At 40.1% G+C, this 24,715-nt stretch carries 26 protein-coding genes; 17 read left to right on the forward strand and 9 right to left on the reverse strand.

The genetic code is table 11. The features are described from left to right. Positions 1-605: transposase (locus FIB07_09885; GenBank protein NJD53163.1), on the forward strand; the 605-nt coding region annotated here is incomplete at its 5' end. A gap of 144 nt (positions 606-749) precedes the next feature. Here the strand turns inward: FIB07_09885 and FIB07_09890 are convergent. Both FIB07_09890 and FIB07_09895 read right to left on the reverse strand, forming a co-directional pair. Beyond that, positions 750-1,349 (reverse strand): CTP--2,3-di-O-geranylgeranyl-sn-glycero-1-phosphate cytidyltransferase, encoded by a 600-nt coding sequence (locus FIB07_09890; GenBank protein NJD53164.1) that lies wholly within the window; start codon positions 1,347-1,349, stop codon positions 750-752. A 53-nt stretch (positions 1,350-1,402) separates the two neighbouring features. Beyond that, on the reverse strand, positions 1,403-2,449 hold the full coding sequence (locus tag FIB07_09895; GenBank protein NJD53165.1) for a flippase-like domain-containing protein: 1,047 nt from the start codon (positions 2,447-2,449) through the stop codon (positions 1,403-1,405). A gap of 111 nt (positions 2,450-2,560) precedes the next feature. Between FIB07_09895 and FIB07_09900 the strand changes: the two genes are divergently transcribed. Both FIB07_09900 and FIB07_09905 read left to right on the forward strand, forming a co-directional pair. Then, complete coding sequence (locus FIB07_09900) at positions 2,561-3,940, forward strand: hypothetical protein (protein NJD53166.1); 1,380 nt, start codon at positions 2,561-2,563, stop codon at positions 3,938-3,940. 6 nt (positions 3,941-3,946) lie between these two features. Further along, positions 3,947-4,564, forward strand: coding sequence for a protein clustered with O-phosphoseryl-tRNA(Cys) synthetase (locus FIB07_09905; GenBank protein ID NJD53167.1), 618 nt, complete (start codon positions 3,947-3,949; stop codon positions 4,562-4,564). 120 nt (positions 4,565-4,684) lie between these two features. Here FIB07_09905 and FIB07_09910 read toward each other — a convergent pair whose 3' ends face one another. Together FIB07_09910 and FIB07_09915 are read right to left on the reverse strand one after the other, a co-directional pair. Then, positions 4,685-6,472, reverse strand: coding sequence for a hypothetical protein (locus FIB07_09910; protein ID NJD53168.1), 1,788 nt, complete (start codon positions 6,470-6,472; stop codon positions 4,685-4,687). 789 nt (positions 6,473-7,261) lie between these two features. After that, complete coding sequence (locus tag FIB07_09915; GenBank protein ID NJD53169.1) at positions 7,262-7,660, reverse strand: hypothetical protein; 399 nt, start codon at positions 7,658-7,660, stop codon at positions 7,262-7,264. A 264-nt stretch (positions 7,661-7,924) separates the two neighbouring features. Between FIB07_09915 and FIB07_09920 the strand changes: the two genes are divergently transcribed. The 6 genes from FIB07_09920 (at position 7,925) to FIB07_09945 (ending at position 10,640) form a co-directional block, all read left to right on the forward strand. After that, positions 7,925-8,164, forward strand: coding sequence for a DUF2683 domain-containing protein (locus tag FIB07_09920; protein NJD53170.1), 240 nt, complete (start codon positions 7,925-7,927; stop codon positions 8,162-8,164). 3 nt (positions 8,165-8,167) lie between these two features. Continuing rightward, a complete protein-coding gene (locus FIB07_09925; protein NJD53171.1) occupies positions 8,168-8,434 on the forward strand; it encodes a hypothetical protein in 267 nt (88 codons plus the stop codon). Between the two features lie 221 nt (positions 8,435-8,655). Beyond that, entirely contained in the window at positions 8,656-8,913 is a 258-nt protein-coding gene (locus FIB07_09930; protein ID NJD53172.1) for a ParA family protein, read from the forward strand. Between the two features lie 50 nt (positions 8,914-8,963). After that, the gene (locus FIB07_09935; protein NJD53173.1) at positions 8,964-9,221 is read left to right on the forward strand and encodes a hypothetical protein; all 258 of its coding nucleotides are present in this window, start codon (positions 8,964-8,966) and stop codon (positions 9,219-9,221) included. 43 nt (positions 9,222-9,264) lie between these two features. Beyond that, a complete protein-coding gene (locus tag FIB07_09940; GenBank protein ID NJD53174.1) occupies positions 9,265-9,621 on the forward strand; it encodes a prefoldin subunit beta in 357 nt (118 codons plus the stop codon). A gap of 2 nt (positions 9,622-9,623) precedes the next feature. Next, the gene (locus FIB07_09945; protein NJD53175.1) at positions 9,624-10,640 is read left to right on the forward strand and encodes a bifunctional oligoribonuclease/PAP phosphatase NrnA; all 1,017 of its coding nucleotides are present in this window, start codon (positions 9,624-9,626) and stop codon (positions 10,638-10,640) included. 15 nt (positions 10,641-10,655) lie between these two features. Here the strand turns inward: FIB07_09945 and FIB07_09950 are convergent, their stop codons facing one another. From FIB07_09950 to FIB07_09965, 4 genes are all read right to left on the reverse strand, one after another. Beyond that, positions 10,656-12,155, reverse strand: a complete 1,500-nt coding sequence (locus FIB07_09950; protein ID NJD53176.1) for a DUF790 family protein — start codon at positions 12,153-12,155, stop codon at positions 10,656-10,658. Between the two features lie 5 nt (positions 12,156-12,160). Then, positions 12,161-13,501: a DEAD/DEAH box helicase gene (locus FIB07_09955; protein NJD53177.1), complete on the reverse strand. Its 1,341-nt coding sequence runs from the start codon at positions 13,499-13,501 to the stop codon at positions 12,161-12,163. 580 nt (positions 13,502-14,081) lie between these two features. Then, a complete protein-coding gene (locus FIB07_09960) occupies positions 14,082-14,492 on the reverse strand; it encodes a hypothetical protein (protein NJD53178.1) in 411 nt (136 codons plus the stop codon). A 247-nt stretch (positions 14,493-14,739) separates the two neighbouring features. After that, positions 14,740-16,260, reverse strand: coding sequence for a 2-isopropylmalate synthase (locus FIB07_09965; GenBank protein NJD53179.1), 1,521 nt, complete (start codon positions 16,258-16,260; stop codon positions 14,740-14,742). A gap of 109 nt (positions 16,261-16,369) precedes the next feature. Here FIB07_09965 and FIB07_09970 point away from each other — a divergent pair, with 109 nt between their 5' ends. Genes FIB07_09970 through FIB07_09980 form a run of 3 tightly spaced genes read left to right on the forward strand, consistent with a single transcriptional unit; the run spans position 16,370 to position 18,202 of the window. Continuing rightward, positions 16,370-16,597 carry an AbrB/MazE/SpoVT family DNA-binding domain-containing protein gene (locus FIB07_09970; protein ID NJD53180.1) on the forward strand — a complete coding sequence of 76 codons (228 nt, stop codon included), beginning with the start codon at positions 16,370-16,372 and terminating at the stop codon, positions 16,595-16,597. Continuing rightward, positions 16,598-17,008 carry a type II toxin-antitoxin system VapC family toxin gene (locus tag FIB07_09975; GenBank protein NJD53181.1) on the forward strand — a complete coding sequence of 137 codons (411 nt, stop codon included), beginning with the start codon at positions 16,598-16,600 and terminating at the stop codon, positions 17,006-17,008. Between the two features lie 3 nt (positions 17,009-17,011). Further along, positions 17,012-18,202, forward strand: a complete 1,191-nt coding sequence (locus FIB07_09980) for an HD domain-containing protein (protein ID NJD53182.1) — start codon at positions 17,012-17,014, stop codon at positions 18,200-18,202. Here the strand turns inward: FIB07_09980 and FIB07_09985 are convergent. After that, entirely contained in the window at positions 18,183-18,944 is a 762-nt protein-coding gene (locus tag FIB07_09985; GenBank protein NJD53183.1) for a coenzyme F420-0:L-glutamate ligase, read from the reverse strand. The two genes, FIB07_09980 and FIB07_09985, sit on opposite strands and share 20 nt — an antisense overlap. 142 nt (positions 18,945-19,086) lie before the next feature. Here FIB07_09985 and gmd point away from each other — a divergent pair, with 142 nt between their 5' ends. The 5 genes from gmd (at position 19,087) to FIB07_10010 (ending at position 24,714) form a co-directional block, all read left to right on the forward strand. After that, a complete protein-coding gene (gene gmd, locus FIB07_09990; protein NJD53184.1) occupies positions 19,087-20,127 on the forward strand; it encodes a GDP-mannose 4,6-dehydratase in 1,041 nt (346 codons plus the stop codon). A gap of 363 nt (positions 20,128-20,490) precedes the next feature. Then, a complete protein-coding gene (locus FIB07_09995; protein ID NJD53185.1) occupies positions 20,491-20,844 on the forward strand; it encodes a hypothetical protein in 354 nt (117 codons plus the stop codon). A 44-nt stretch (positions 20,845-20,888) separates the two neighbouring features. Then, positions 20,889-22,343: a flippase gene (locus FIB07_10000; GenBank protein ID NJD53186.1), complete on the forward strand. Its 1,455-nt coding sequence runs from the start codon at positions 20,889-20,891 to the stop codon at positions 22,341-22,343. 28 nt (positions 22,344-22,371) lie between these two features. Continuing rightward, entirely contained in the window at positions 22,372-23,607 is a 1,236-nt protein-coding gene (locus FIB07_10005) for a DegT/DnrJ/EryC1/StrS family aminotransferase (protein NJD53187.1), read from the forward strand. A gap of 36 nt (positions 23,608-23,643) precedes the next feature. After that, positions 23,644-24,714 carry a radical SAM protein gene (locus FIB07_10010; protein ID NJD53188.1) on the forward strand — a complete coding sequence of 357 codons (1,071 nt, stop codon included), beginning with the start codon at positions 23,644-23,646 and terminating at the stop codon, positions 24,712-24,714. The last annotated feature ends 1 nt before the right edge of the window (position 24,715 follow it).

Here is a 24,715-nt window from a genome sequence, read left to right on the forward strand (position 1 = left end):
ATGTAAAAGAGATCCCAAAAGAGAAGGGGAAGCTTGTTATTTGTTTCAATGAAAAGTTGAAAGTCTCTATCAAAGAGCATCGTTATGATGAAGTGATAGAAGCTATTGAAAAAAAGAAAAATGGGAAGCCAATCAAGGATGGCCTTAAAAAATATCTTTTAAAATATGGAAAAGAGTGGAAAATCGATTACGATAAACTTGAAGAAGCAGAGAAATATGACGGAATTTATGTCATTTACTGTTCCGATACTTCCATGCCAAAAGAAAAGGCAGTAAAAGCATATTTCGAGAGAGACAGAATTGAAAAGGGCTTTCAAACAATGAAAAATGTTCTCAATGTTAAGCCATTAAGGTTTCAGTTAGACAAAAAAATAAGAGCTTTCGTGATGCTTTGCCATCTTGCATATCTTGTGGCAACATATGTCGAAGCGGAACTCAAGGACAAAGAGCTGAATTATAGTTTTGATAAGATAAAAGAGCTTTTGGACAATGTCTATACCGTAAAAATCCATCATGGAGATAAGCTGCTAAAAAGAACGAGTTCTATGACTGGAGAGCAGAAAAAAATTATGGATATTTTTGGCTGTTGTCATAACCAAGGGTGAAAGTTGGGTAAATATTGTAGTTATCCGCTTAGAGCATGTCTGAATATTTATTCTGGACAGGATTTACAGGATGGACAGGATTAATTTCCATCCTGTAAATCCTGTAATCCTGTCCAAATGTATACCAAATTTTCAGACAAGCTCTTAGTTAAGATAATTAAGATATGTTAAAATAATAACTGTAAGCTGCCCGTTAAATCCGGTAAAAACCGGGATCAGGAGATTATCATCCAGCTTATTGGTAACTGTCTCGACGATCGTTGCCGTACCTGCCATCACAAGGGCAAGGACCAGGTTTGGCAGGAACAACAATCCGATAATAATATCTACGATAAACTCTGCGGCGCAACCTTCATATGCCCTGTTTTTCAATCCCCTGATCCATGTCCGGCCGAACACCTTCCCGAAGATAGCTGCCGACGCATCCCCGAATGTGGTCATAAGGATGGCAGCCGAAGCAATCTCTTTAGAAAAAACTGAAATTGCGATTATGCTGCCTATCGTGAAAAATACATGGCCTCCAAGCCTGTCTGCTTCTTTTATCCTGAAAAGGCTATGGAATACAGGTATTTTTTTTCCCCATTCTATCCTGAAATACTCAAGTTCGAGGATTACGATCAAATAAACCGTGAGCAAAACAAGTACTGCTTCCTTGCCGAAAAAACGATAAGTCAGGACTATTATGATAGAGGTCACATGTATTGCTTTTCGTATCAGTTCCTGGACAATATCTTCACGATGCAAATTTTCACTTTCCTTTTTCGCGCAAATTATCTATATCAATGATACCTTGCATATCATCCTTTGCTCTGACCTATTTGCCCTATATGAAGCAATCGCATTATAAAGATGGCTGCATATGCTACAAAAATTACAAAAAACAAATAGATCACCCTGTCCATCAGGGAAACTATGACTGCAATGGTTATTGGTATTCCAACCATTGAATATATACTTATCATGACCAATTCTTTTATTCCCAGACCTCCCGGAATCAGAAGAATAGAGCTCAACCAGAGTATCAGGGAAAGGGAAACGATGAGACCTGCAATGGTAATGCCATATCCCACACTTTGAAAGATCATGTAAGTTTTTAAATAAATAAATGCAAACATAAGAATAGAAAGACCAATATCCATTGAAAGGATTTTTCTGTCTTTCATGATCGATTTGTAGGTTTTCTCGAATTCAGCAATACCTGTTGTTATAAGTTCTTCAAATATTTGATATGAATCAAACCTGTTCCTGATAAATTTGAACAGTGAAAAATAATATGCTCGCTTAAGGATCAAATAGAAGAATGAAATCCGGGCAGACCTGTTTATCTTATGTTTGGAAAGATATGCAAAAAATGCAAGCAAGAACAGTATGAGTGCTATTACTTCTAATAAAATGGATAACCAACCGGGTATGTCAAGGAACAGGAATACAAAAAGTAAAGAAAAGATCACAGGGACCGAAAAAACAAAGCTGTTTGTTGTCTGGTCCATGGCAACAGTAGCATACCAGTTAGCATGGCGATAATCATTGGTTACATTCTTAAGGAACATCGCCCTTCCGAAACCTCCAAATGTTCTTGCGCGCGCTACATTGGTATTGAGGACATTTCCTCCCATAAGCCCCAGGAAAAGTGTTGAAAATTTTACCGGCTTTAGCCTGTCCACAAGGAATTTCCATTTTAAGGTCCAAACCAGGAATCCGCACAGTTCAAGCAAAATTGCAAGAATTACCAGGCCTGGATCAATTGATCGAAGAATTATGACGAGCTGTTGATAATCGATAAGCTGGAGTATAATAATTAATGTTAATAACCTGAATATGAAGATTATTTCGCCAGGCTTCATTCTTCCTTAATCCACATTAATAGATATATATATATTTACCTTAATCACAATTAAAATAGAATATCGGAGGGATAAATTATTCGAAGGTACGATGAAGAGAGAAAAACAAAAATGTTTATTTTGATTGCATTGATCGGAGGACTGATACTAGGGTTTGTTTCTGACAGGTATATAACAGGTTGGTTGGAATCCTCACAATTATATATTATTGGAATTACACGCGAGGTTGATGTAGGAAAGGCTACCAATGTCACGTTCATAACTTTTGGCAATGATAAAGTAGTAAGTAATGCCAGTGTAAATCTCGATGGGTCTGCATCGGGCGCAGGATTAACAGATAAGAACGGGATGTTGACCTTGACTGTCAATGCCACGTCAGGCGGAAACATTAATATCACTGCGGGAAAAACTGGTTATTATAATGCAACGTCAACTATGATCGCCATACCAGGGCTTGTTATCAGCGCTACACCCACATTACTTACATCAAATACAGCATCTTTTGTGACATTTTCAGCGAGCAGTTTTGGAAAACCTGTTGGAGATGTTCTGGTAAACCTATCAGGTGCAGGAATCTCACTGGATGGGGTTACAAACAGCAATGGTGAAGTTGTCCTGCAACTAAATCCTCCCAAAACAGGCGCGATCCTGGCGATAGCAAGAAAACAGAATTATACTGAAGGTTCAACCACTATAACATCCACGAGCCAGCAGACTTTGAGTGTTTCTTCAAGCCACAGTGCAGTAACAGTAAATGCTCCGACATATGTCACATTTACGGTTACTGCCGCAGGTTCAGCCGTGAACGATGCCCTTGTAAGCTTAAGCGGCATGGCATCCGGAAGCGGGATCACTAACCAGTATGGAAAAGCCATCCTGCTTGTGACACCCGGCGCAGCAGGCACAATTACTGTATCTGCGAGCAGGACTGGCTATGCTGGAGGTTCTACTACTATCACATCGACAGGATTACAATCATTGTCCATAACATCAAATCCTGCAACAGTCACAGCAGGGATTCCTGTTTATGTCACTTTCACAGTAACAAGCGGTGGTAATGCTGTTGCCGAATCAGCAGTCACACTTACAGGTGCTGTTAGCGGGAGCGGGATCACCAACCAGAATGGCCAGGTAATATTATTTGTTAATTCAACAGGCACCGGTGGAATTACTGCTATTGCAACAAAGAATGGTTTCTCCACCGGAAGTATGAGTCTTGGGGTATCAGGCCAGCAATCGCTCACTATTACTGCAAACCCGTCCAGTCTGACCAACTGGGTAACCACCTATGTTATATTTACGGTTACAAGCGCAGGTTCTGCGGTAAGCGGGGCAACTGTTACTGCTTCGGGAGGCGGGGTCGGAGGTGAAGGCGTAACAGATTCAGAAGGCCACGTAACCTTGCAACTTAATGCGGCAGGACAGGGAACTATCAGTGTGACAGCCCGGAAAACCGGATACATTGACGGGCTTACAACAATAGCCCATTGATTTTTTATGCTTGACAATATTATGCGACTAATGGAAAAAGGAAATCCCGTAAGTATTCTTATTTCCAATGAAAAGGGTATGGAAAGTCCACTTTTATATTGTGAACTGGTGCATAAAGCAAGATATGGCGAATCTTTTATAATCACGAGCCAGGGATGCAGGGTTTGTGAATATATTTTTTGCAATACGCAAAATTCACCCGGGGATTATTATAACAGCACTGGCAGGTACAAGAACCGGAAGGCGGCATCAAATGCTGTTTCTTCGTTAAAAAGGTTTGAAATTAATGGCCTCTCAATAAGAATTACTCCTTTTAAAGGAGATAAGGGAGAGAAATTCGATGTCCTGATCCTTTACCTGAAACCAGTCAGGGTGATGAGAATAATCCAGGCTTATGCATATCTTGAGGGTAAACAGGCCAGGATCAGGACCGGGGGTATAGCATCAATTTGCAGCGATTGTACGGTGAATCCATTGCAGGGAGAATTAAGTTTCTCCCTGGGATGTAAAGGTTCAAGGAAGCATAGCAAATATGGAGATGATGAGGTGGTTGTAGGAATTCCTTTTGAATTAGCAAAAGATATCGACGAGGCTATCGGGAAAATCCCGGAGACCTTTTCATGAGTTTCTGAAAAGGCTCATCAAGCTGGCGTTGGTCAATTTTTATGTCTAACCATACGATACACTCCTTTTTCCCAAGCAAAAAAATGGTGGGGAGCCACTCTCCCCAGAAAGTCCATGCTGCTATGTGAACTTGAAATTTGCTACGTGTGTTGTTCCATCTACGAGTTTCACGTTAAGCTGGCGACAGGTGTTGCTCCAAGCCTTTTCGGTCTTCCAGACATAGATGTACTGATCTGCAATCACATCATAAGAGAGACCGCTTGAGCCTGCTGCTACCGTTTCATTTACTGGATCGACTATTGCATTTGAATCACAGCTTATTGGTGAAGATTTTGGAAAACCTGTAGCAATTATACCAAGACCCTGATCTCCATTCAGGCTAAACTTTACGGGTACTCCGCTCCCTGCTTTTACAGAATTCAGTATCAGATTGTTATTGCTATCAAGATTATCAATAGGGCTGAAGAAGCCATTCCAATTGTAGATGATATCGTAGCTTTGGGTAGCTGAAGCGGTGTTCCCAACGTTATCCTGAGCATTGACAGTAAAGCTCTTAGAGCCTACCGTGCTGGTGTCAAAATTACTGCCTGATGATACGGGGCCATCACAGGTTGCCACGCCTGAACCGCTATCGGTGCAACTATAGTTTGCTGCCACAGCCTGATTAAGCGTGTAAGAGCCAGTTATGGGCGCGATTATTGATATACTTGGCTCTTTCTTGTCCACCATATTGCCGCTGATCGGTCCAGCCGTTGCGCAATTCCCGGCATTATCGCAGACATATCTGGTGTCGGTTGAAGCACTTGAAGTCTCCTCACCAGCTGCAACATTTGTGAATAATGAGAAACTAGCATCATCCGGGTTGGCGAGGCCTGAATCACTATCAGTTGCGGTGCATGCGATGCTTACATCAGTTCCATGCCAGAGGCCATCTGCACTGCCGCAATCAATTGTAGGTGGAGTGTTATCAATTCCTCCAAGTGTCATTTCATAAATATCCCAGTTAATATTATTATTGAAACCATGTGAAACGAATGCTATTTTTTTCCCGTCAGAATTCCAATCAGGTTGTGCTCCATCTATTCCGTTATTTGTGAGTTGGGTTTGTTTCGTTCCATCTGCATTCATGACCCAAATATTCCAAGGACCTTGGAGTGCAATGTCCTGTTTTTGATATGCTATGAACATACCATCTGGACTCCATGAAGGATTACCTTCAAACCCAGGACCAAATGTTAGTTGCACTTTGTTGTTCGGATTAGCGACTTCCATTACCCAAATATGAGCGTTAGGCCAAGCGCCAGATGAATAAACTATCTTGGTGCCGTCTGGACTCCACGAAGGGCCAGATTGATAATCTCTGTCATTAGTCAGTTGAACACTATTTTCACCGTTGGCATCCATTATCCATATATCACCTATATCGTATGGTTCATGAATATGAGAAAAGTATACAATTTTACTTCCATCCGGGCTAAATTCCGGTCCACCAACATCAAAATTTTGATCAGTTGTTAGACAATTTTCATTCGAGCCATCTATGTTTATAGTGCATATATCAGCTACTCCATTATAATAGGAATTGTACGCAATGGTATCGCCTAGCGGACTCCATTCTGTATATAAATAGTCTCTTCCTCCAGGCGTATTAATTCTGCTTACTTCTTTTGAAGTTAAATTTAAAATCCAGACAGAGCCTGAATTAAGGATTGGATCCCCAACAGAAAAAACAATTTTGCTTCCATCTGGATTGTAACTTGGATCATAATCACCCTCTATATCAATTAGTTTCTCAACGCCATTGTTTGTTATCGCACCTGCATCGCCAGCCAATAATAAAAATGTCAGTATAGTTATTCCTAAAACTATTCTGAGGGCATGCCCTCCATATATTTTATTAACACTCATATTTCATCACACACCATTCAACCTTGAAGACAAGATAGTACCTGTATTCGAGATACCACCTTTCTTATAGGAATGAACCTTGATTATCTAATACTTAAAACTTCTGTTTTCTCTCCATCATTTCCATACTCATCAAAATTTTCAAGATCAGTGGAGCGTATTATTTCAAGCATTTCTTCGATGATCAAGAGCTGTTCCGGGAGCTTGAGCCGTTCTATGAAAAATCTCGATACCGATTCAGGATGGCAACTGCGGGTGAAAGAAATAAAATCATGAAGCTTCTCGACATGAGAGGCTACGATCCCACCATTATTGACGATCCAGCGCTTATACAGTTGAGATCGGCAAGTATCAAAAATATTGCGAACTCCTTAAAAATTCCATTGAGAATTATCCCCTACGGGATAAGATGGTCTTTGTTATGAAGGATATGGCCTGGGTCGAACAAGCGCTGGCAATGGGGGCGGTCATGAGCGCCTCGATGAAAAAAGAATCTCATCATATTGCTTAAAAAATCCATAGGAATAGTTATATATAAAAAGTCATTATATTTATTTTCAGTTTTAAATATCAGGAGGGCAAAAACGGATGGCAAAGAAAGGGACGAAAGGAAAACCAAAGCCGAAGAAACAACTAATACGCTGAAATATTTCTCTTCTTTCTTGGCGCATAGGATAGTATATTAGTATATTTTATCTTGCGACTGATTTTTTACTATTTTATTTTTGTTATTGACGGATAGAGTATTTCCATTGCGAATAATTACCAAGACCTTCCAATTCAGACCTGTTACTCAAAGATATCCCCTTTCCAATTCTTGAAAGTTCCAGAATGGGACTCATTCTGCCGAGCCTTTAGAACAGTGACGATTAAATCAATTATAGATTTTACAAGAATTATAGATGCTGTTCCTAACCCAAGATAAGCGATAATCTCAGGCCCACTTTCATGGCATTCTAAAACAAGTTTCATTTTGTTTTTATCTAGTACGACAGCTCCTTCATTTTTTACTGGCCCATTTGGATAAATATATTTATTAATGGTATCCCATGTTATAGACCAGTTATTGAGGCAGCAGCATCCTTCTTCAGTAGGTTTGATTTTGAAGGAAATATAGTCCTCATAATCAATAGGAGTATCCATCAAATCGATTGCTATGTCTATATTTCTTTTAAGATAGGTATGCATATTGTTCATTATTTCTCTCGGGATTTCAAATAACTGTTTATATACAAAATCATCATCATATATGTTCGGGAATCGGATTAACAATGAGTTAAACCCTCTCCCCTTCCCCGCACCCCCAACCTCTCACCCGGCGCTCCATGCCGGCAGAAATCCTCCACAGATTCAGGGATTTGAAAAAAGAAGTATCTGCCTAAATGAACGGGAATCATTCAAATGAAAAGATATATATTAATACGAAATAAACATGATATTAAGGCGATATATATGGTTCAGGCCATAATAAACATTAATGAACATACCAACAGGATATTGAATATTGTAAAAGCCAAATACGACTTGAATGATAAGAGTGCTGCCATAGACCTTATGGCAATGCAATATGAAGAAGAAATACTCGATCCAGAGTTAAAACCGGCGTATATAGAAAAGGCGAAGAAAATACATCAGCAAAAGGCTGTCGATGTGGGAACGGTTGAAAATTTGAGGGATCGATTAGACCTTTGATTCATGTATACTTTGAAGATAAAGCCGGAACTTGAAAAGACCCTCAAAAAGTTGGCAAAAAAGAACAGAAAACAAGTTGAGATCATTCTAAAAAAGATAGATGAAATATTATTAAATCCTCACCGATATAAGAGTCTTCGAACGCCTTTGAATGATTGGAAAAGAGTTCATGTAGACAAACATTTTGTGCTAACTTTTTCTGTTGATGAGGATTCAAAAATAGTGACTCTGGAAGATTATGATCATCACGACAATATCTATAAACATTAATGTTTTCAAATAATGACGAATGATTCATGGTCTTACAGGCAAGACATAAACGACCCAACCCATATCCATGCCCTCCTTCGATGTGACAAACAAGCCCTCTCGCATTAATATCTTCAAGATCAGTGGGGCATGTTATTTCAAGCATTTCTTTGATGATCCATAGTTTTGAATTTGAAAAGCCCAGAATCGTGACTATACTTTTTTGAAGAGTGACGCAGCTTATGAACATGATCTCGCAGGTCAGAGAAGATCTGAATCCAGGCCTGAAAGTGGGCGCTGTTCTTCTGATTATGTATGATGAAAGGACAAACCTTACAAAGGATATCAAAGAAAAGGTACGGGAAGTACTCGGTGATATCGTCCTGAATACGACCATTCCTCGAAGAGTAAAGCTGGCAGAAGCACCGAATCATAAGCAGACGATTTTGACTATGCTCTTGATTCAGCAGGGTCAGGGCATACATGGCTCTCTCAAATGAGTTGATCCATATTCCAATAATCTAAATAACATCAAAACACTTAGCACATCATGCAAGTTCTCGCAGAGTTTGAATTGAATGCCGGGAAAGATGCCCGCATAATTTATGAAGCATTACTACCGGAACTTGACCAGGATTACCAGCGTACTACAGCATCGCTTGAGCTTAAGGATGATGTGATTGTTTTAAAAGTTGAGGCAAATGATACAGTTTCCATGAGGGCTGCCTTGAATGGATGGCTGCGGCTCGTAAAAATCACACAAGAGATGTGTTCTTTAACCTTCGGTATCCCGATACACAAGTTATAAATTGGGGATATACAATACTACATCAGATTTACAGGTGTATTAAATGAGTTCAGAATTACCCCCACAAATTCAAAACCAGCTTGCGCAGTTGCAGCAGATACAGCAGCAGGCTCAAGCCCTGGCAGCCCAGAAGAACCAGGTCGAGATCAATTTAAAAGAAACAGAACTGGCTTTAGCAGAACTTGAAAAACTTGATGATAATGCTGTGGTTTACAGGGCAATCGGAGATTTGCTTATTAAGACCGAGCGTGAAAAAACGAAAAATGCCCTCGTTGAGAAAAAAGATACTCTTGGACTGCGTGCAGAGACTATTACACGACAGGAAGAACGCATCCAGAAAAGATTCCAGCAATTACAGGAGCAGCTTAAACAGGCGATCGGTAATCCGGCCGCCAAGTAATTATGGAGTTAGACGAATCTGAATTCTATAATCAACTGCTGGACTACAACAACATTCTTTATTTATGTCACAGGAACGCGGATCCTGATGCATTAGGAAGCGCATTTGCGCTAAAAGAAGCAATCGGGGGAACGATTGGAGTTGTTGAGGGATGCGACAGGGTTGCCTCCCAGATCGCCGGCCAATTGAATATAGAATATGAACTTTCGCCAAAGGGGGATTATGACTTCGTGGTTGTTGTGGATACATCCACACCTGCCCAGCTGAATGGGTTTCCATTAAAATCTTATGCTGTTATTGACCATCATTCGACCTCCTCACTTTCTGAGAATTCAGATTTTTATCTTCACCGCAATAAAAGTTCAACAGCCGAGATCGTTTTTGAAGTCTTAAAAAAAATGGACGCACCCATTATGCGGCGAACTGCTTTTGCACTGCTGTCAGGCATTATCACGGATACAGGCAACTTCAGGCATGCATCATCAGATTCATTCAAAGCCGTAGCTGAACTTATGGATATCAGCGGTATAGAGTACAACGAAGTTATTGATCTTTTATCTTCAGTTCCGCAGGATGTCTCAATGAGAATTGCCTTTTTAAAAGCAGCCCAGCGCTCGGTCATAGAACGGGTGGATGACTGGATAATCGTTTCATCTCATGTGAATTCTTTCGGGGGCGCAGCAGCATCAAGCCTTGTCTCAATAGGCGCAGATGTTGCATTTGTTGGCGCAAAAAGGGATGATGTTGTCAAAGTGAGCGGCAGGGCAAGAAGGGAAATACAGAACGCAGGCATAAACCTTGCAAAATTGATGGAAGATATCAGCGCCAGATTCAATGGTACCGGAGGCGGTCATGAAGGCGCAGCAGGAATGGATGCATCGGGGGATGTAGAAACTATCCTTGCTTCCTGTGTTGGATATGCCAGAAATTCAATTACAAAGAAAGAGAGCAGTGGAAGTTTAAAGGGAAGTTTCAGGACCAATGAAACAATCGGGGTAAATGGCCGTGCAGGATTGTAAGAAAATGACTAATTTTTATGCCTTCAATATTTCTGCATTTTCAGGATCAAGCCCGACCCATTTAACTTTGTAACCGAGAACATCAAGCATCTGCTGGCTTTTTATTCCGTATTTCTCGAAAATTATGATGGCCTCACTGTGTTTTTTAATGCCATTCAGTTCGCTCTGAACTGTTTTAACAGTTTGATTATCTACAAGCTGGTCTCCGATGAGCAAATATCCGTTGATCTTCTGCTGTTGCTGTATCACGGTCTTTAAGGCATTCAGGCCGACATCATATTTTCTTGCTATTTCATTAAGATCAATAATACTCTCCTTCAAAACAATTTCAATGTTTTTAAGCTTTCCAACTTCTTCAGTAAGCTGTTTCTCCTCATATCTTCTCAAGATTTTCAATATTTCCAGATATGGTATTTTCCTATCATAGAAGATCAGGTTATCAACTTTGAATTCAGAACCTGAGCAAGCAAGATTATTATTCACCAGGAGTATCAGTTTATCTTTTTCTGTCAACAGGTTTATCTTCTGGATCTTATTCCTGAGATATTCAGGTGTCCAGAACCCAATGATTTCAACGAATATCCGGGTACCGTTCCTCTCAAGGGAAAAATCAGGAATAAAGGCATACTGGCCTGCTTTAATCAATTCCGGTTCTCTCTTACATGACCATTCATTGAAGTTCAGTAATGAGAACTCCTTTTCAATAGCACTATCAAAAGTCTCGATATCAGATGCTTCAATATTGAAAATCTGTCTGGTATTATCCAGGGTAAAATCATAAACCTTTTTTCCCTGCATTGTTTTTTTCAGGATACTTGCCTTTAAACTCCATTTGCTGCATTTCATGATAACTGGCAGCAACTTTGCCAGAGCTGTGCCATACCTTTCAGTCATTTTGAAAATGCTAACAGGACCATCGATGATTATTTTTCCATCCTGAATGAGATACATTAATCCAAGTTTCTTAATCTTCCAGAAGACATCCTGGTAATTCCCTTCTATCTGGATTTCCATACTCCATGCTTTAAAAAGAAGTGTTTGCGTCAGGGATAGATTATATTGTCTGAGCAGGTTTTCAGGCGTTATTGTCTTGAATTCCTTTATTACGAGATTCTCTTCCATATCTGCCCACAGGGCCTTTTCAAGACCATTTGTTTCAATAGACAGCTTCCTGGCGACCCTTTCAATAATCTCTTTTCGTTCCTTAATATCAGTAACTGCGCCATTGCATTCCTCAAAAACAATTCGTCTTGCAGTGATCGGTTCTATGGGCGAATCCATCCCAATGATGCATCTTCTCTCAAGGATTTGAGTTAGTCCACGGATTAAGCGGTAATCTATCTCCTCAAAACCTTCGATTTCCCCAATAAGTTCCCCGTATGTTTTTCCGATATGTTCCTGGAACAGGTTAATAACCGATCTTGATATCTCCAGGTTCTTCTGGTCAAGCGTGGCGTAAACAGGCTCTATTTTTCCTTTGTGGATTTTTGTAACAAGAAGGTCATTGGTGAGCATTTTTCTTACCTTATAGCTTTATTTCTCCGTTTTGCCGTGTTAATTTCACTTGTTTCACCGGATACAATTTCATAAAGGATAGCTTCCTTCCCCTCTTTTCTTCTGAGTATCCTTCCCAGCCGCTGTATGAAAGCCCTTTCACTGCCTGTTCCACTCAAGACAACGCCAACATCAGCTTCGGGAACATCTATTCCCTCGTCAAGAACTCTCGATGTAACAACCGCTCTATATATTCCTGATCTGAACCTGTCCAGAATGTAGCTCCTTTCCCTGGTTGTGGTCCTGTACGTAATGGCTGGTATCAGGAATTCCTTTGATATAATGTGAACCAGTTTATTATGTTCTGTGAAAACGAATAATCTATTTTCTTTATGCTTTTTCAGGATTTCTGAGAATTTTTCTATCTTCGAGACACTATTCAAAGAGATATCCTTTGCCTTATTCCTTGCAAGAAGCGCCTTCCTTGCGTCAGGATCTCTTCCGGTTCTTATTACAATCTTCTGAAAATCCAATGGAGTCCTGAGTATGATATTATTGTTTCTCAGGTAGTCCGCGAAAATTCCATGATTTATATCATACTCTTTTTGTTCTTCTGCGGTTAGTTCAACAACAATCTTTTGAATCCTGAAAGGTGATAAGTACTCCCCTTCAAGCTCTCTTACTTTTGTCTCAAATACCTTCCCGCTTATTAGCCTGTTAAGCTCCATATGAAGTCCGTCTTCTCTCTCATAAGTAGCAGTCAAACCCATCCTGAACGGTGAAGCAAACATTTCAGCAATTTGTTTAAAGCTGTCGGCTGGAAGGTGATGGACTTCATCAAAGATTATAAGACCAAACTTATTGCCAAGTTTTTCGGCATATATGTAAGCAGAGTCATAGGTAGAAACAGTTAAGGCTTTGATATCATGCTCCCCGCCACCGAGCATCCCTACTTCGATTTTAAACTCCTCCTTCAGCCTGGTGCGCCACTGGTCAAGGAGGTCAAGGGTCGGAACGATCACTATTGTTGGAGTGTTCAGTAAGAATATAGCCTTCATACCAATAACTGTTTTACCGCTTCCTGTCGGTAATACAAGCACCCCCCGCTGGCCATTCAGAATCCATGCATCAAGGGCCTGTTTCTGGTAATCCCTCAATATAATGTTGCTATGAAAATCAGGACATGGCAAGAGATTAAGGACATTATCCGTATATTCGATCCCTGAATTTTTCAGGTAATCAATAATATCTTTATAGTGCAAAGCCATTGCTTTGAATGTCCCGGAACGCTCATCCCATGTTGAATGCGGGATTCGCATATCCCCGCTAATTGTGATTGTTCCCCGATTAAAGGTAAGTTGCATGATTTAATAGAAATCGTAATTATATGTTAATAAACATTGGTGAGGAATGTAAAACTAATTGAAATGTCCATCTTAGAGCATGTCTGAAAATTTATTCTGGACAGGATTTACAGGATGGACAGGATTAATTTCCATCCTGTAAATCCTGTAATCCTGTCCAAAAATACATCTGGATACTCACTCATAACCACCGAATTAAAACTGATTAAAATCAGGGACGAGTTAAACCCTTATACCTCTCCCCCTTCCCCGCACCCTAACCCCCTCACCTGGAATTTCGGCAACTCTCCACGATTCTGCTACCGGGAACCTGCATCCCGATCTCGGCCCGCGCCCAGATGCGCGACGCGCAAACCCCCTTATGTTCGTATTTTCAAGCATATCTTTAGTCTTGCTTTACAGGCTGCCGAAATATCGTACCGCAGGACTGGCAGTAATAGCCACCCAGGCGGGTTCGTTTTTTGATACCTGTACTCCAGCAATTAGGACAACGATAGGCCCATGAAGGATATGGCATAATCACTATTCACTAACTAATTCAATTAAAAAAGGCTGGAAAGTTTTGGCGAAGACAGGATATATATTATATTTTATCAAGAAATGCCTCCACTTCTAAAACAAGCTCATCACCTTTTCGCTCAAATTCTCTTCTGCTTTCATCGTTATTAAGTTTTAAAGTTTTTGATAGTTTTATAATTTTATTTCCAATATTATGAGTTTTATCTACAATATCATGAGGTAACAGGTTAATCTCTAAATCTTTTATTTCATCTCCTTTTTTATTTAGTTCTCTTATTTCGCTGCCAATGATTCGATTCTTATTCTTCCAAAAAGATACGAATTCTTTTAAATGATTTTTCAAAATTATTTTTTCACGTCTCTCCAATTTCTTTTTTTCCAGGATACCAGGTCCAAATAAAAAAGTCAATGTTGCTACAAGTAATATAAGTGTGGTAATATAAATTTGTATGTCATTAACTGTCACAATATTCATGGAATGTTTCTTCTCTTCATGTTTCTATTTCTATATCTCGAATAACTCTATGAGCATATAGATGATGGCAAAGCGGGGTGAAAGTAATACTAAAGTATGAATTCCAATAGAAATTGCGCAGGAAAAAAGGAACAATAAAAAGGACATCAAAAAAAGAGTGTAACGGCATATATCCACAGGGATAAAATCCCACTACACGGGGTTGATACTGCTTAAAGAGAACTGAAAGTGCAGCGTTTCAAAGCCATCATCTCTTTCTCATCAACTGGTTGATTGCAGCCACGAGCGCTTCAACAGATGCCATTACAATATCCTCATTCGTCGAGCGTGCTGAAACGATCCTGCCCTTTTCATCCTCGACCCCGATGAGAACCTCTGCAAGTGCGTCAGATCCGCCTGAAATGGCTTCTATCCTGAAATCGCGCAATTTGAATTTATACTCACCAAGGATGCTTGTTACTGTGTTTAGTGCAGCATCCACAGGCCCGACACCGATATGGGCGCCGAGACGCTCCTGTCCGTTCACAATAGCCTTTACAGTCGCTGTCGGGGTTATAATGTTCCCTGTCATGACCGATACTTCTTTCAGGACGATAGCCTGCTCAGACTTTGATATATTACCCATTATGGATTCTGCAATAGAATAGAGATCAGCATCCGTAACACGTTTGCCCTTATCGCCAATATCCTTGATGCGTTTCATTATTTCATTCAATTGCTCATCATGGGGATGCAGTCCGGCAAATTCAAGCGATTGTTTTACGGCATGCTTTCCTGCATGCTTCCCGAGCACGATGCGCCTTTTATGTCCCACCATTTCCGGGGTCATGACGCCAGGCTCAAAAGAATCTGACCGTACGAGAACTCCATGAGTATGTATGCCTGATTCATGGGCAAAAGCATTATCCCCCACAATAGGCATGGTCGGAGGCATCCTCACTTCGGTCAGTCTTTCCACAAGATGGGATGTCTCAACAATATATTTTGTTTTGATATTGGTCTTTGCTCCATATAATGCATGCAGTCCCATCACAGTCTCGGCAAGGTCTGCATTTCCTGCCCGCTCGCCAAGGCCATTGATCGTGACCTGTACCTGGCTTGCTCCTGCTTCCACAGCCGAGAGGCTGTTTGCTACTGCAAGCCCGAAATCATTATGGCAGTGCACATCGATGGGAATTTTGACGTTCTTTGCTATTTCACCTATCAGTCTATATATGGCTGAAGGAACTATCACGCCCACTGTATCTGGAACATTTATTATATCGCAGTGTGCAGATTCCACGCCTTTATAAATATTGATTAAATAATCAGCATCCGTGCGGGTTGCATCCATGGCAGAGAACATGCATTTTGCCCCGTGGTCTTTTATATATTCCACTGCATCAATTGCCATGCTGTAGACTTCATCCCTGCTTTTCTTGATAGTTGATATCCTCTGGACATCAGAAGTTGAAACAAACGTATGTACCATATCTACGCCGCAATCAAGACAGGTATCGATATCGGATTTTATGACCCTGGCCAGTCCGCATACCTTGAGGTTTAATCCTGCATCCACAATTTTCCTGACTGAAGCTTTTTCTCCCTCGGATGACATCGGGAAACCAGCTTCAATAATATCCACACCGAGTTTATCAAGCTGCTGGGCTATGAGAAGTTTTTCATCAAATGTAAGCGATACTCCCGGTGTCTGTTCCCCGTCACGCAGCGTGGTATCAAAAATGCTTATTTTCTTGTTCCTTAGCGATTCAATGGTGTAAAAGACGATCCCTCGCGTTTATCATGGTTATCAAGCCTAAATATCGTTTTATGGTATAAAGGCTTTTTCTAATAAGCCATGATAAAATATATGTCCTATGCAGTCTTACCGGTAAGATATGGAAACTATAACCATGAGCGCAAAGGGACAGATAGTGATACCTGCGAATATCAGGAAGAAGTACAGGCTTGAGAAAGGTGAAAAGCTCATCATTGTCGAGGAGGATGGTTATATTAAAATTTTGCCTCCCACAGACCTTAGAACGCTTTGCGGATCATGGTCTGATCTTGACCTTAAATCTGTGAGGAAGCAAATTGAAGATATGCGTAAAGAAGATAGGTATTAGATGAATACGATCTTGATCGATACGATATATGTGGCCGGCTTGCTCATGGATGATTCATATTTTGAACTTGCACAATCCATACATAATAAAAAAATAACCGGACTTGCTTCAGTGATCACCATAACAGAACTTATCAAGATACGCGGCATGAAAGAGAATGAACGGATGAATAGTGATCTTGACAAATTGGTGACCTCCAATCTTATTTTTGTGGATGTGGGTCGAGCAATTGCCAAACGTGCCGGAGAACTACGCCTGAAATATGATATACCAACAGTTGATTCGCTCATCGCAGCGACCGGAATAGTTGAGAATGTCAAACATATCCTGACAGACGATGACCATTTTGATTCTGTAAAGAATCTTATAAAACCAATTGACCTGAAAACTGCATTAAAACTTATCAAATAAAATATGAAAGTAATTCGCGACCCGATACATGATTATATTGAACTCGACGACCTTGCGCTTTCTTTAATCGAAACGCCGCAGGTACAGAGACTTCGCAGGATAAGGCAGTTGGGCTTCTCCAATCTTGTTTATCCTGGCGCGAATCATACACGTTTTGAGCATTCACTTGGTGTATATCATCTTGCAAAACAACTTATAAAACAGGTGGATGAAAAGCAGCGTAATGAACTCTTGGCAGCAGCGCTGCTCCATGACATCGGCCACGGGCCTTTTTCCCATGCTACTGAAGAAGTGATCTCTCACTATACAAGAAAAAGCCATGAAGATATAGAAGAATTATTACGAAAAGGAGAAATTTCCGATATACTCAGAGATTATTCCCTATCCCCTTCAGCAATTGCCCGGCATATCAGGGGAGAAACAAATCCGGGACAGATAATACACAGCGAAATCGATGTGGACAGGATGGATTATCTTGTACGGGACGCTCATTATACAGGCGTGGCTTTTGGGCTTATTGACCATGTTAGATTAATCCATGAAATGAAATTCAATGAAAATAAGCTGGTTCTTAATATCGCAGGGTTACAGGCCGCAGAATCCCTGCTTGTATCAAGATTCCTGATGCATCCCACAGTATATTTCCATCATGTCAGCAGGATCGCGGAATCCATGTGCCATCATGCGGCGCAGTATATGATAGAGAACGGGCTTGATCCGAAATTATTGAGTAGGATGGATGATTATACTTTCATGATGGAAATGAAAAAGGCAGGAGGTTACGCATCCGAAATAGCAAACAGGCTGGATGAAAGGCGGCTTTTTAAGCGGGCGCTATATACTGATTTTCATTCTGTGAATATTGATGTTGTAAAATTTCAAAAAAACAAAAACACACAGAGGATCGAAAATGAAATAGCGCAAAGTGCAGGCATCGATCCTGGATACGTACTGGTGGACATTCCTGAAAAACCCGCGATTGCTGAAATGAAAGCCCAGGTTATTATAAATGGTAAAATGACCTCTATTGATAAAGCTTCAAATCTTGTAGCATCACTCGGAAAAGCGCAGCTTGACAACTGGCGTCTCGGTGTTTTCACACCCCCGGAATACAGGGAAAAAGTCGGAAATATTGCAAGAGAATTCTTTGAAGTCAAAAAAGAAACCAAGCAGTTCAAACTGACCGGGATTTAAGGATCGCCCTACGTATCACGTCTTCTTTTTCAGGCCTGTATATTTCGTTTATCCCATCAGATTCACTATAAAGGTCAAGACCCCTGGTAACGACTATGGGCATACCGCCATCGCCTTCACCCATCAATATGTTGGCAAAACCTGCTATTTCATCAACAATGCCTTCATTTTTTACTTCAAGCACCCTGCCGAACAGGTCTTTTGTCCCGCGCCAGTCCCGTGTTGGTTTAATCCCGGCGCATCCAATGGCTGCACCGGTCTGTCCTGTACGGAATGCCCTGCCGTTGGTATCTGTGATAACTACACTGACATTCTTACCGGTGTAATTAAATAATGATTTTTTCAGGTCAGATGCGCTCTTATCAGGATTTTTCGGAAGCAGAAGGATATTGTCGCTGCCTTCTACATTAGAATGGTCAATTCCTGCATTAACGCAGATACTGCCGTTCTTTGTGCGGACAAGAAGAAAAGGGGATTCAAGCAATATTTCAACGCTTTCATCAAGCACAGCCTGGACAAACCGCGGATCGGTTTTATTCTTCATAGCTATAAGCTCTGCTCTCTCTGTAAACTTCATGTTTTTCAGGGAAATTATCCCTCCTTCGGATTTGGAAACAACAGTCGAAGAAATGACAATAATGTCATGTTCGCAAAGTTGTGCTCTTTGTGCCAGAATACGGGCTATGTCATCGCCTTTCTTGATGAGCGGAATATTTTCTACGGCAAATACTGCTGCATTCAATAAGATTCCTCGCCCCTGTAAAAGCGGGCGGAATAATAATTGTTTCTAATGTTATGGGTTAAACATCAACAAACAACGAAATATTTTTAATGAATAAAACATATTAGTTTTTAAATCGAAGCAGCTTTTTAAGGGACTGAACATGAATAAAACAGCTTTAATAACTGGCATTACAGGACAGGATGGCGCATATCTTGCAGAGTTCCTTCTGAACAAGGGATACATCGTTCATGGAATAAAAAGAAGATCATCATCTTTTAATACGGAGCGGATAGATCATTTATACAAAGATCCGCATGAGAGGAACGTGAATTTCTTCATGCATTACGGAGATCTGACCGATTCCACAAACCTGATAAGAATTGTCCAGGAGACCCGGCCTGACGAAATATACAATCTTGCAGCCCAGAGCCATGTGCAGGTTTCTTTCGAAACCCCTGAATACACTGCAAATTCTGATGCAGTCGGAACATTGAGGCTTCTTGAAGCTATAAGGATACTTGGGTTGGAAAAGAAAACAAGATTCTATCAGGCTTCAACCAGCGAACTCTATGGTAAGGTACAGGAAATCCCGCAAAAAGAGACAACACCATTCTATCCAAGAAGCCCTTATGCTGCTGCCAAGTTATATGCTTACTGGATAACCAGGAACTACAGGGAAGCGTATGGCATGTACGCATGCAATGGTATACTTTTCAATCATGAATCCCCAATCCGCGGCGAGACATTCGTTACCAGGAAGATCACGATGGCGGTAGCCAGAATAAAAAAAGGGCTACAGAAAAAATTATATCTTGGAAATCTGGATGCAAAAAGAGATTGGGGATTTGCCAGGGATTATGTGGAAGCCATGTGGCTAATGCTCCAGCAGGATGAGCCAGATGATTTTGTTATAGCAACGGGAAAGACGCATTCTGTGCGTGAGTTCGTGGAGTTTGCATTCAGGGAAGCTGGGATTGAGCTTGAATGGAAAGGAACTGGTGTGGACGAGGTTGGTGTGGATTCGGCGAACGGGGATATTTTAATTGAGATAGATAGGCGTTATTTCAGGCCGACTGAGGTGGATATATTGATTGGGGATCCGGCGAAGGCTAAAAAGAAGCTGGGGTGGGAAGCAAAAGTCCAATTTGAAGAATTGATAAAAATAATGATGACAGAGGATATGAAATCTTTGGCAGAATAATATATGTGATAATAATAATCAGGACTGATAGAAAAATATATATTGACTTAAAGGATATTATGACGCATGCGAATGTCATGGCCGATTTGGTAATGGTTGGAAAAGAAGGAACAATTATAGAGAGTTGGCCTGTGGAGTCGTGGAGATAATTTGTTTTTCCCAACTGGAAGAAAATTATTGAAAAAAATTAGAAAACCCCTTTATAACAGAGGATTTAAATGGAATTGGATAGAGAAACATCGCTGAGGCTTTAAGATGAGTTTATGATTTACATAAAATCAAGTATATATTATTGGTTCCCTCCATCCTCCCAGTGACCATCCATCTATTACTACAATAATCCGGATGTGAGGTAAAATAGCAATGACTATGAAGAAAAAATTATCCGACCATGTCAGAGAGCATGGAACAAGGATGTGCATTGAATGCAAATCCTATGAAATTGATACTTTTCATAGAATATATATAACTGGAGAATTATTTTCATTTCCCTACTGCAGGCAATGTGGCCTGGTGCAGTGGCGAATCATGCCAGGCTATCATTTAACTCTCGAAAAGCTGTATGAATTGTACTTAAAGCTTGCCGATGAATTTGGTCTGGCAAAGGAAAAAACATTATCAGGTCTTGAATATATAAAGAAGAGGAAAGGAGACGAAGGTTGCTCTAATGATGTGGAGATCTTGGAAGAAATCTTCGGAAAATCGTATGTTGAATAACAATCTCTTATAATCTCCTATCGATAATAAATCGCATACAAACTATGTTCAAATTAAACACCTTCTTTTCACGCATTATGAGCATAGATGTAATCCAGAGACAGAGTATAGTATCGTTTATCGGGCAGATTGGACTTAAATTTATCGGTTTTTTAAGTACAATGTATGTTGCACATGCGGTGGGTCCAGGCGTTATAGGCGAATATTTCCTGTTTATTGCCTATCTTAGCATCGTTGGTCTTGTGACAGATGGCGGATTTGGCGGAGCTGCAGTTAAACGTATCAGTGAGGGAGAAGAGCAGGATGAGTATTTCAGTGCTTTTGTCGTACTTCGTTTTGTTTTTGTGATGGTGGTAGTGGCTGTACTTATCGCTTTTCGCAGTTATTTTATTGATTTTAACAATAGTACATTTATCTGGTTTTTACTGGCACTGATAGCATCATTTTTTGGGGGGGCCTTTTCAAGCGGTATACAAGGATGTGGAAAAATAGGGATCAGTGCAACTGCCAGTTTCATTGAAAATGTTTCTCGTATTATTTTTCAGGTCATTTTGATTTTCTTAGGTTATGGATTTGGAGGCCTTGCTGGTGGTTTTATTGCCGGGATAATTGTTGGATCTATAGTACTGCTACATTTTTTTGACTTGCATTTTGTGCATTTCGGATGGGAGCACATCAAAAGCCTTTCAAAATTTTCAATATGGATATTTTTGATCTCAGGTGGAATGATAGTATTTTCGACAACAGATACGGTTATGATAGGCTATTATCTTAATAAAGCCGAGGTGGGTGTGTACAATATAGTACTGCAATTTGCATCATTGGCAGCATTTACAACAATCGCACTTAATTCGACATTATTTCCCAAGATTAGTCGGTGGGGAAAGATTGGTGAAACCGGATTGATAGAAAAATCGCTTTCGCGTGCATTTACTTATTCATTTATTCTGGCGATGCCAATGCTTGCAGGTGGTGTCTTACTGGGCGATAAACTTCTGTATTATTTATACGGAGCGGATTTTGGGCGCGGCTATATAACAATGGTGGTATTATTAATTGTGCAGATAGTAAATATTTTCCAATATTCTTTCATATCATACCTGATAGCACTGGACCATCTGAAGGACCTGTTTAAGATCACTTTAGTGGCAATTGCTGTGAACATTGCATTGAATGCATTATTAATTCCTGCAATTGGTATTACCGGGGCTGCGGTTGCAACACTAGCTACAATGGTATTTAATGCAGTTCTTGCAATGCGGTTATTGTCAAAGAAGATTATAATCAGGATGGAGATTGGTAGTTTGTTGAATATTTTAATGGCGGCTCTTGCGATGTCGCTTTTAGTGGGAGGCTTCCGGATGTTGGTGCCACTTTCAAATGTTTGGCTGGTACTGGTTCCGGTTGTGCTTGGAGCTGTTGTATATGTGAGTTTGGTGTTAAAATTTGATATGAAGATATTTAACGAATTAAAAAAAATAGTGACATTAAATAAATAAAGTTAAGAAATATATTATGTGAGGTAAAATGGTAAATATGAAAAATAATCATGGGAAATTTATCGGCAATGAGTTAAAGTATGTAAGGCAAGTTTTAGAATCTGATATGAAGTCGGCAACAAGTGGGGGGTGGAATCAGCGCCTGGAGAATATGTTTGCCAAAAGATTCAATAAACGTTTTGGAATTGCCCATAACTCCGGTACATCTGCTTTACATAGCTGCCTGTCCGCAATTGGGGTTGGGCCAGGTGATGAAGTAATTAGTCCTGCTCTAACTGTAATGATGGATGCTTTTGTAACTCTTCATCAAAATGCAGTCCCGGTTTTTGCAGATATAAATCCGGAAACTTTTAATGTTGATCCTGAAGATATTGAACGAAAAATAACTCCAAGAACAAAAGCAATAATAGTAGTAGATTTATATGGGCTTCCGGCTGATATGGATCCTGTAATGAAAATCGCCAAAGAACAAAATATCCCGGTCATAGAAGATTGTGCACAATGCTATCTGGGAGAGTATAAAGGCCGCCTTGCAGGCTCTATAGGGGATTTTTCATGTTTCAGTTTCGAGAATTCCAAACACATCTCGGTGGGAGAAGGCGGGATTGTTCTTACTGACGATGAAACAATGGCAGAAAAGGTAAGGAAATGCGGCGGGATCGGTTTTAAGAATTTGAGTGCGGATGGCGGACGAATACGGTTAAATGAGGATGTTTTCCAGGATCCAGATTATAAACGCCATGATACTCTGGGATGGAACTACAGGTTGCCTGAATTAAATGCTGCTGTTGCTGTAGCACAATTGGAACGATTGGAAGAAATTGTTGAAAAAAGGGTCACTATTGCTAAGTATTTTGAGGAAGCCATTGAAGGTTGTTCATGGTTGGTCCCGCAAAAAGTTCCTGAAGGCTATACAAGCTCTTATTGGACTTATGCTATTAAGTACGAGGGCGACGAATCAATTGGAGTTTCATGGAGAGAATTCCGAAAAGCATATATCGAAAATGGGGGAGATGGCTTTTATGCAGCATGGAGCGTTCCATATCTGGAGCCGGTTATGCAAAATGGATATTACTATGGGAAAGGGTGCCCGATAAACTGTCCCCAGTACAATGTAAATATATCTTATGAAAAAGGATTATGCCCGGTCGCAGAGTCAATACAGCCCAGGATCATGCAATTTAAAACGAATTATAGGGATATGGATCTGGCAAAATCCAAGGCGATGGCTTTGAAAAAAACAATAGATAAACTTGAAAAATAATATATGGCTTAATTGTGTTTAAGATGTGATAAAGAAATGTTCGATATATCATTTTATATGAAGGTGTTTGATCTAAAAAAGCAATTGATGGACGGGGCGATAAAAGATAGAGATGAGGTATTTAACAAATTTGAGGAGTTTCGAAGCAGGGAACCTGTGATTTATAACATAGAAACTACGAACGCATGCAATATGAAATGCGAAATGTGCCCGCGCACTACCAGGATGACACGGCCGATTGAAACATTGGATATGGAAACTTATGAAAAAATTATAGATCAGATTAAACCCTTTTCGGCCAGCCAGTGGAGTGAATGGGAGAATTTCGTAGAGAAAAATTACAAAATTTCAAGAAATGACATGAGTGAAAATCATTTTTTCCTGTATGTTATTCCGAAAGTTCTGGTTCTTCATGGATATGGGGACCCTTTGCTTGACAGGAATATGCCTGAACGGGTCCGCCTGTTGGAAAAAAGAAACATACCTTCTTATTTCAGCTGCAATCCGGCCAACATCAATATTGAAAGAACAGTAAAAATGTTTGAGAATGGATTGAATTACATCAAATTTTCACTGGAAAGCGTGGACGACACCAGGCATAAAAAAGTTAGAGGAGAAGCTTCCAATTTTACGGAAAGCTATAAAAAAATTCTTCAATTATTCGAACTTAAACGTAAATATTCATACAAGACAACAATTATTATTACGATGCTGAATCTAAATAAGCCCTGGCAGCAGGAAGAATTTAAAAAGCTTCAGGAATCTTTCAAAGGTCTGGATGCTTACGTTTATCTGAAAAGCCAGGATCAGCAATGGTATCAGGATAATAAAAATAAAACGAATTCTATTCACTGGATAGAGTTCTGTCAATTCCCCTGGTCATCAATGACGATCAAATCCAATGGTGAATCTGTAGAATGTGTAGAAGATTTCAATAATGAGATAATCCTGGGGGATGCTAAAAAAGAATCCCTCTATGCTATCTGGAATGGGGAGAAGTATCGAAAATTCAGGGAAGATCATTTTAATTTAACACAAGGAATAAAATGCACTGAACAATGCGATATGACTCTTATCGGCAGGTTAGTTAAAAATACCAACAATTAAA

Source organism: Candidatus Methanoperedens sp., assembly GCA_012026795.1.
In the GTDB taxonomy this organism is placed as follows: domain Archaea; phylum Halobacteriota; class Methanosarcinia; order Methanosarcinales; family Methanoperedenaceae; genus Methanoperedens.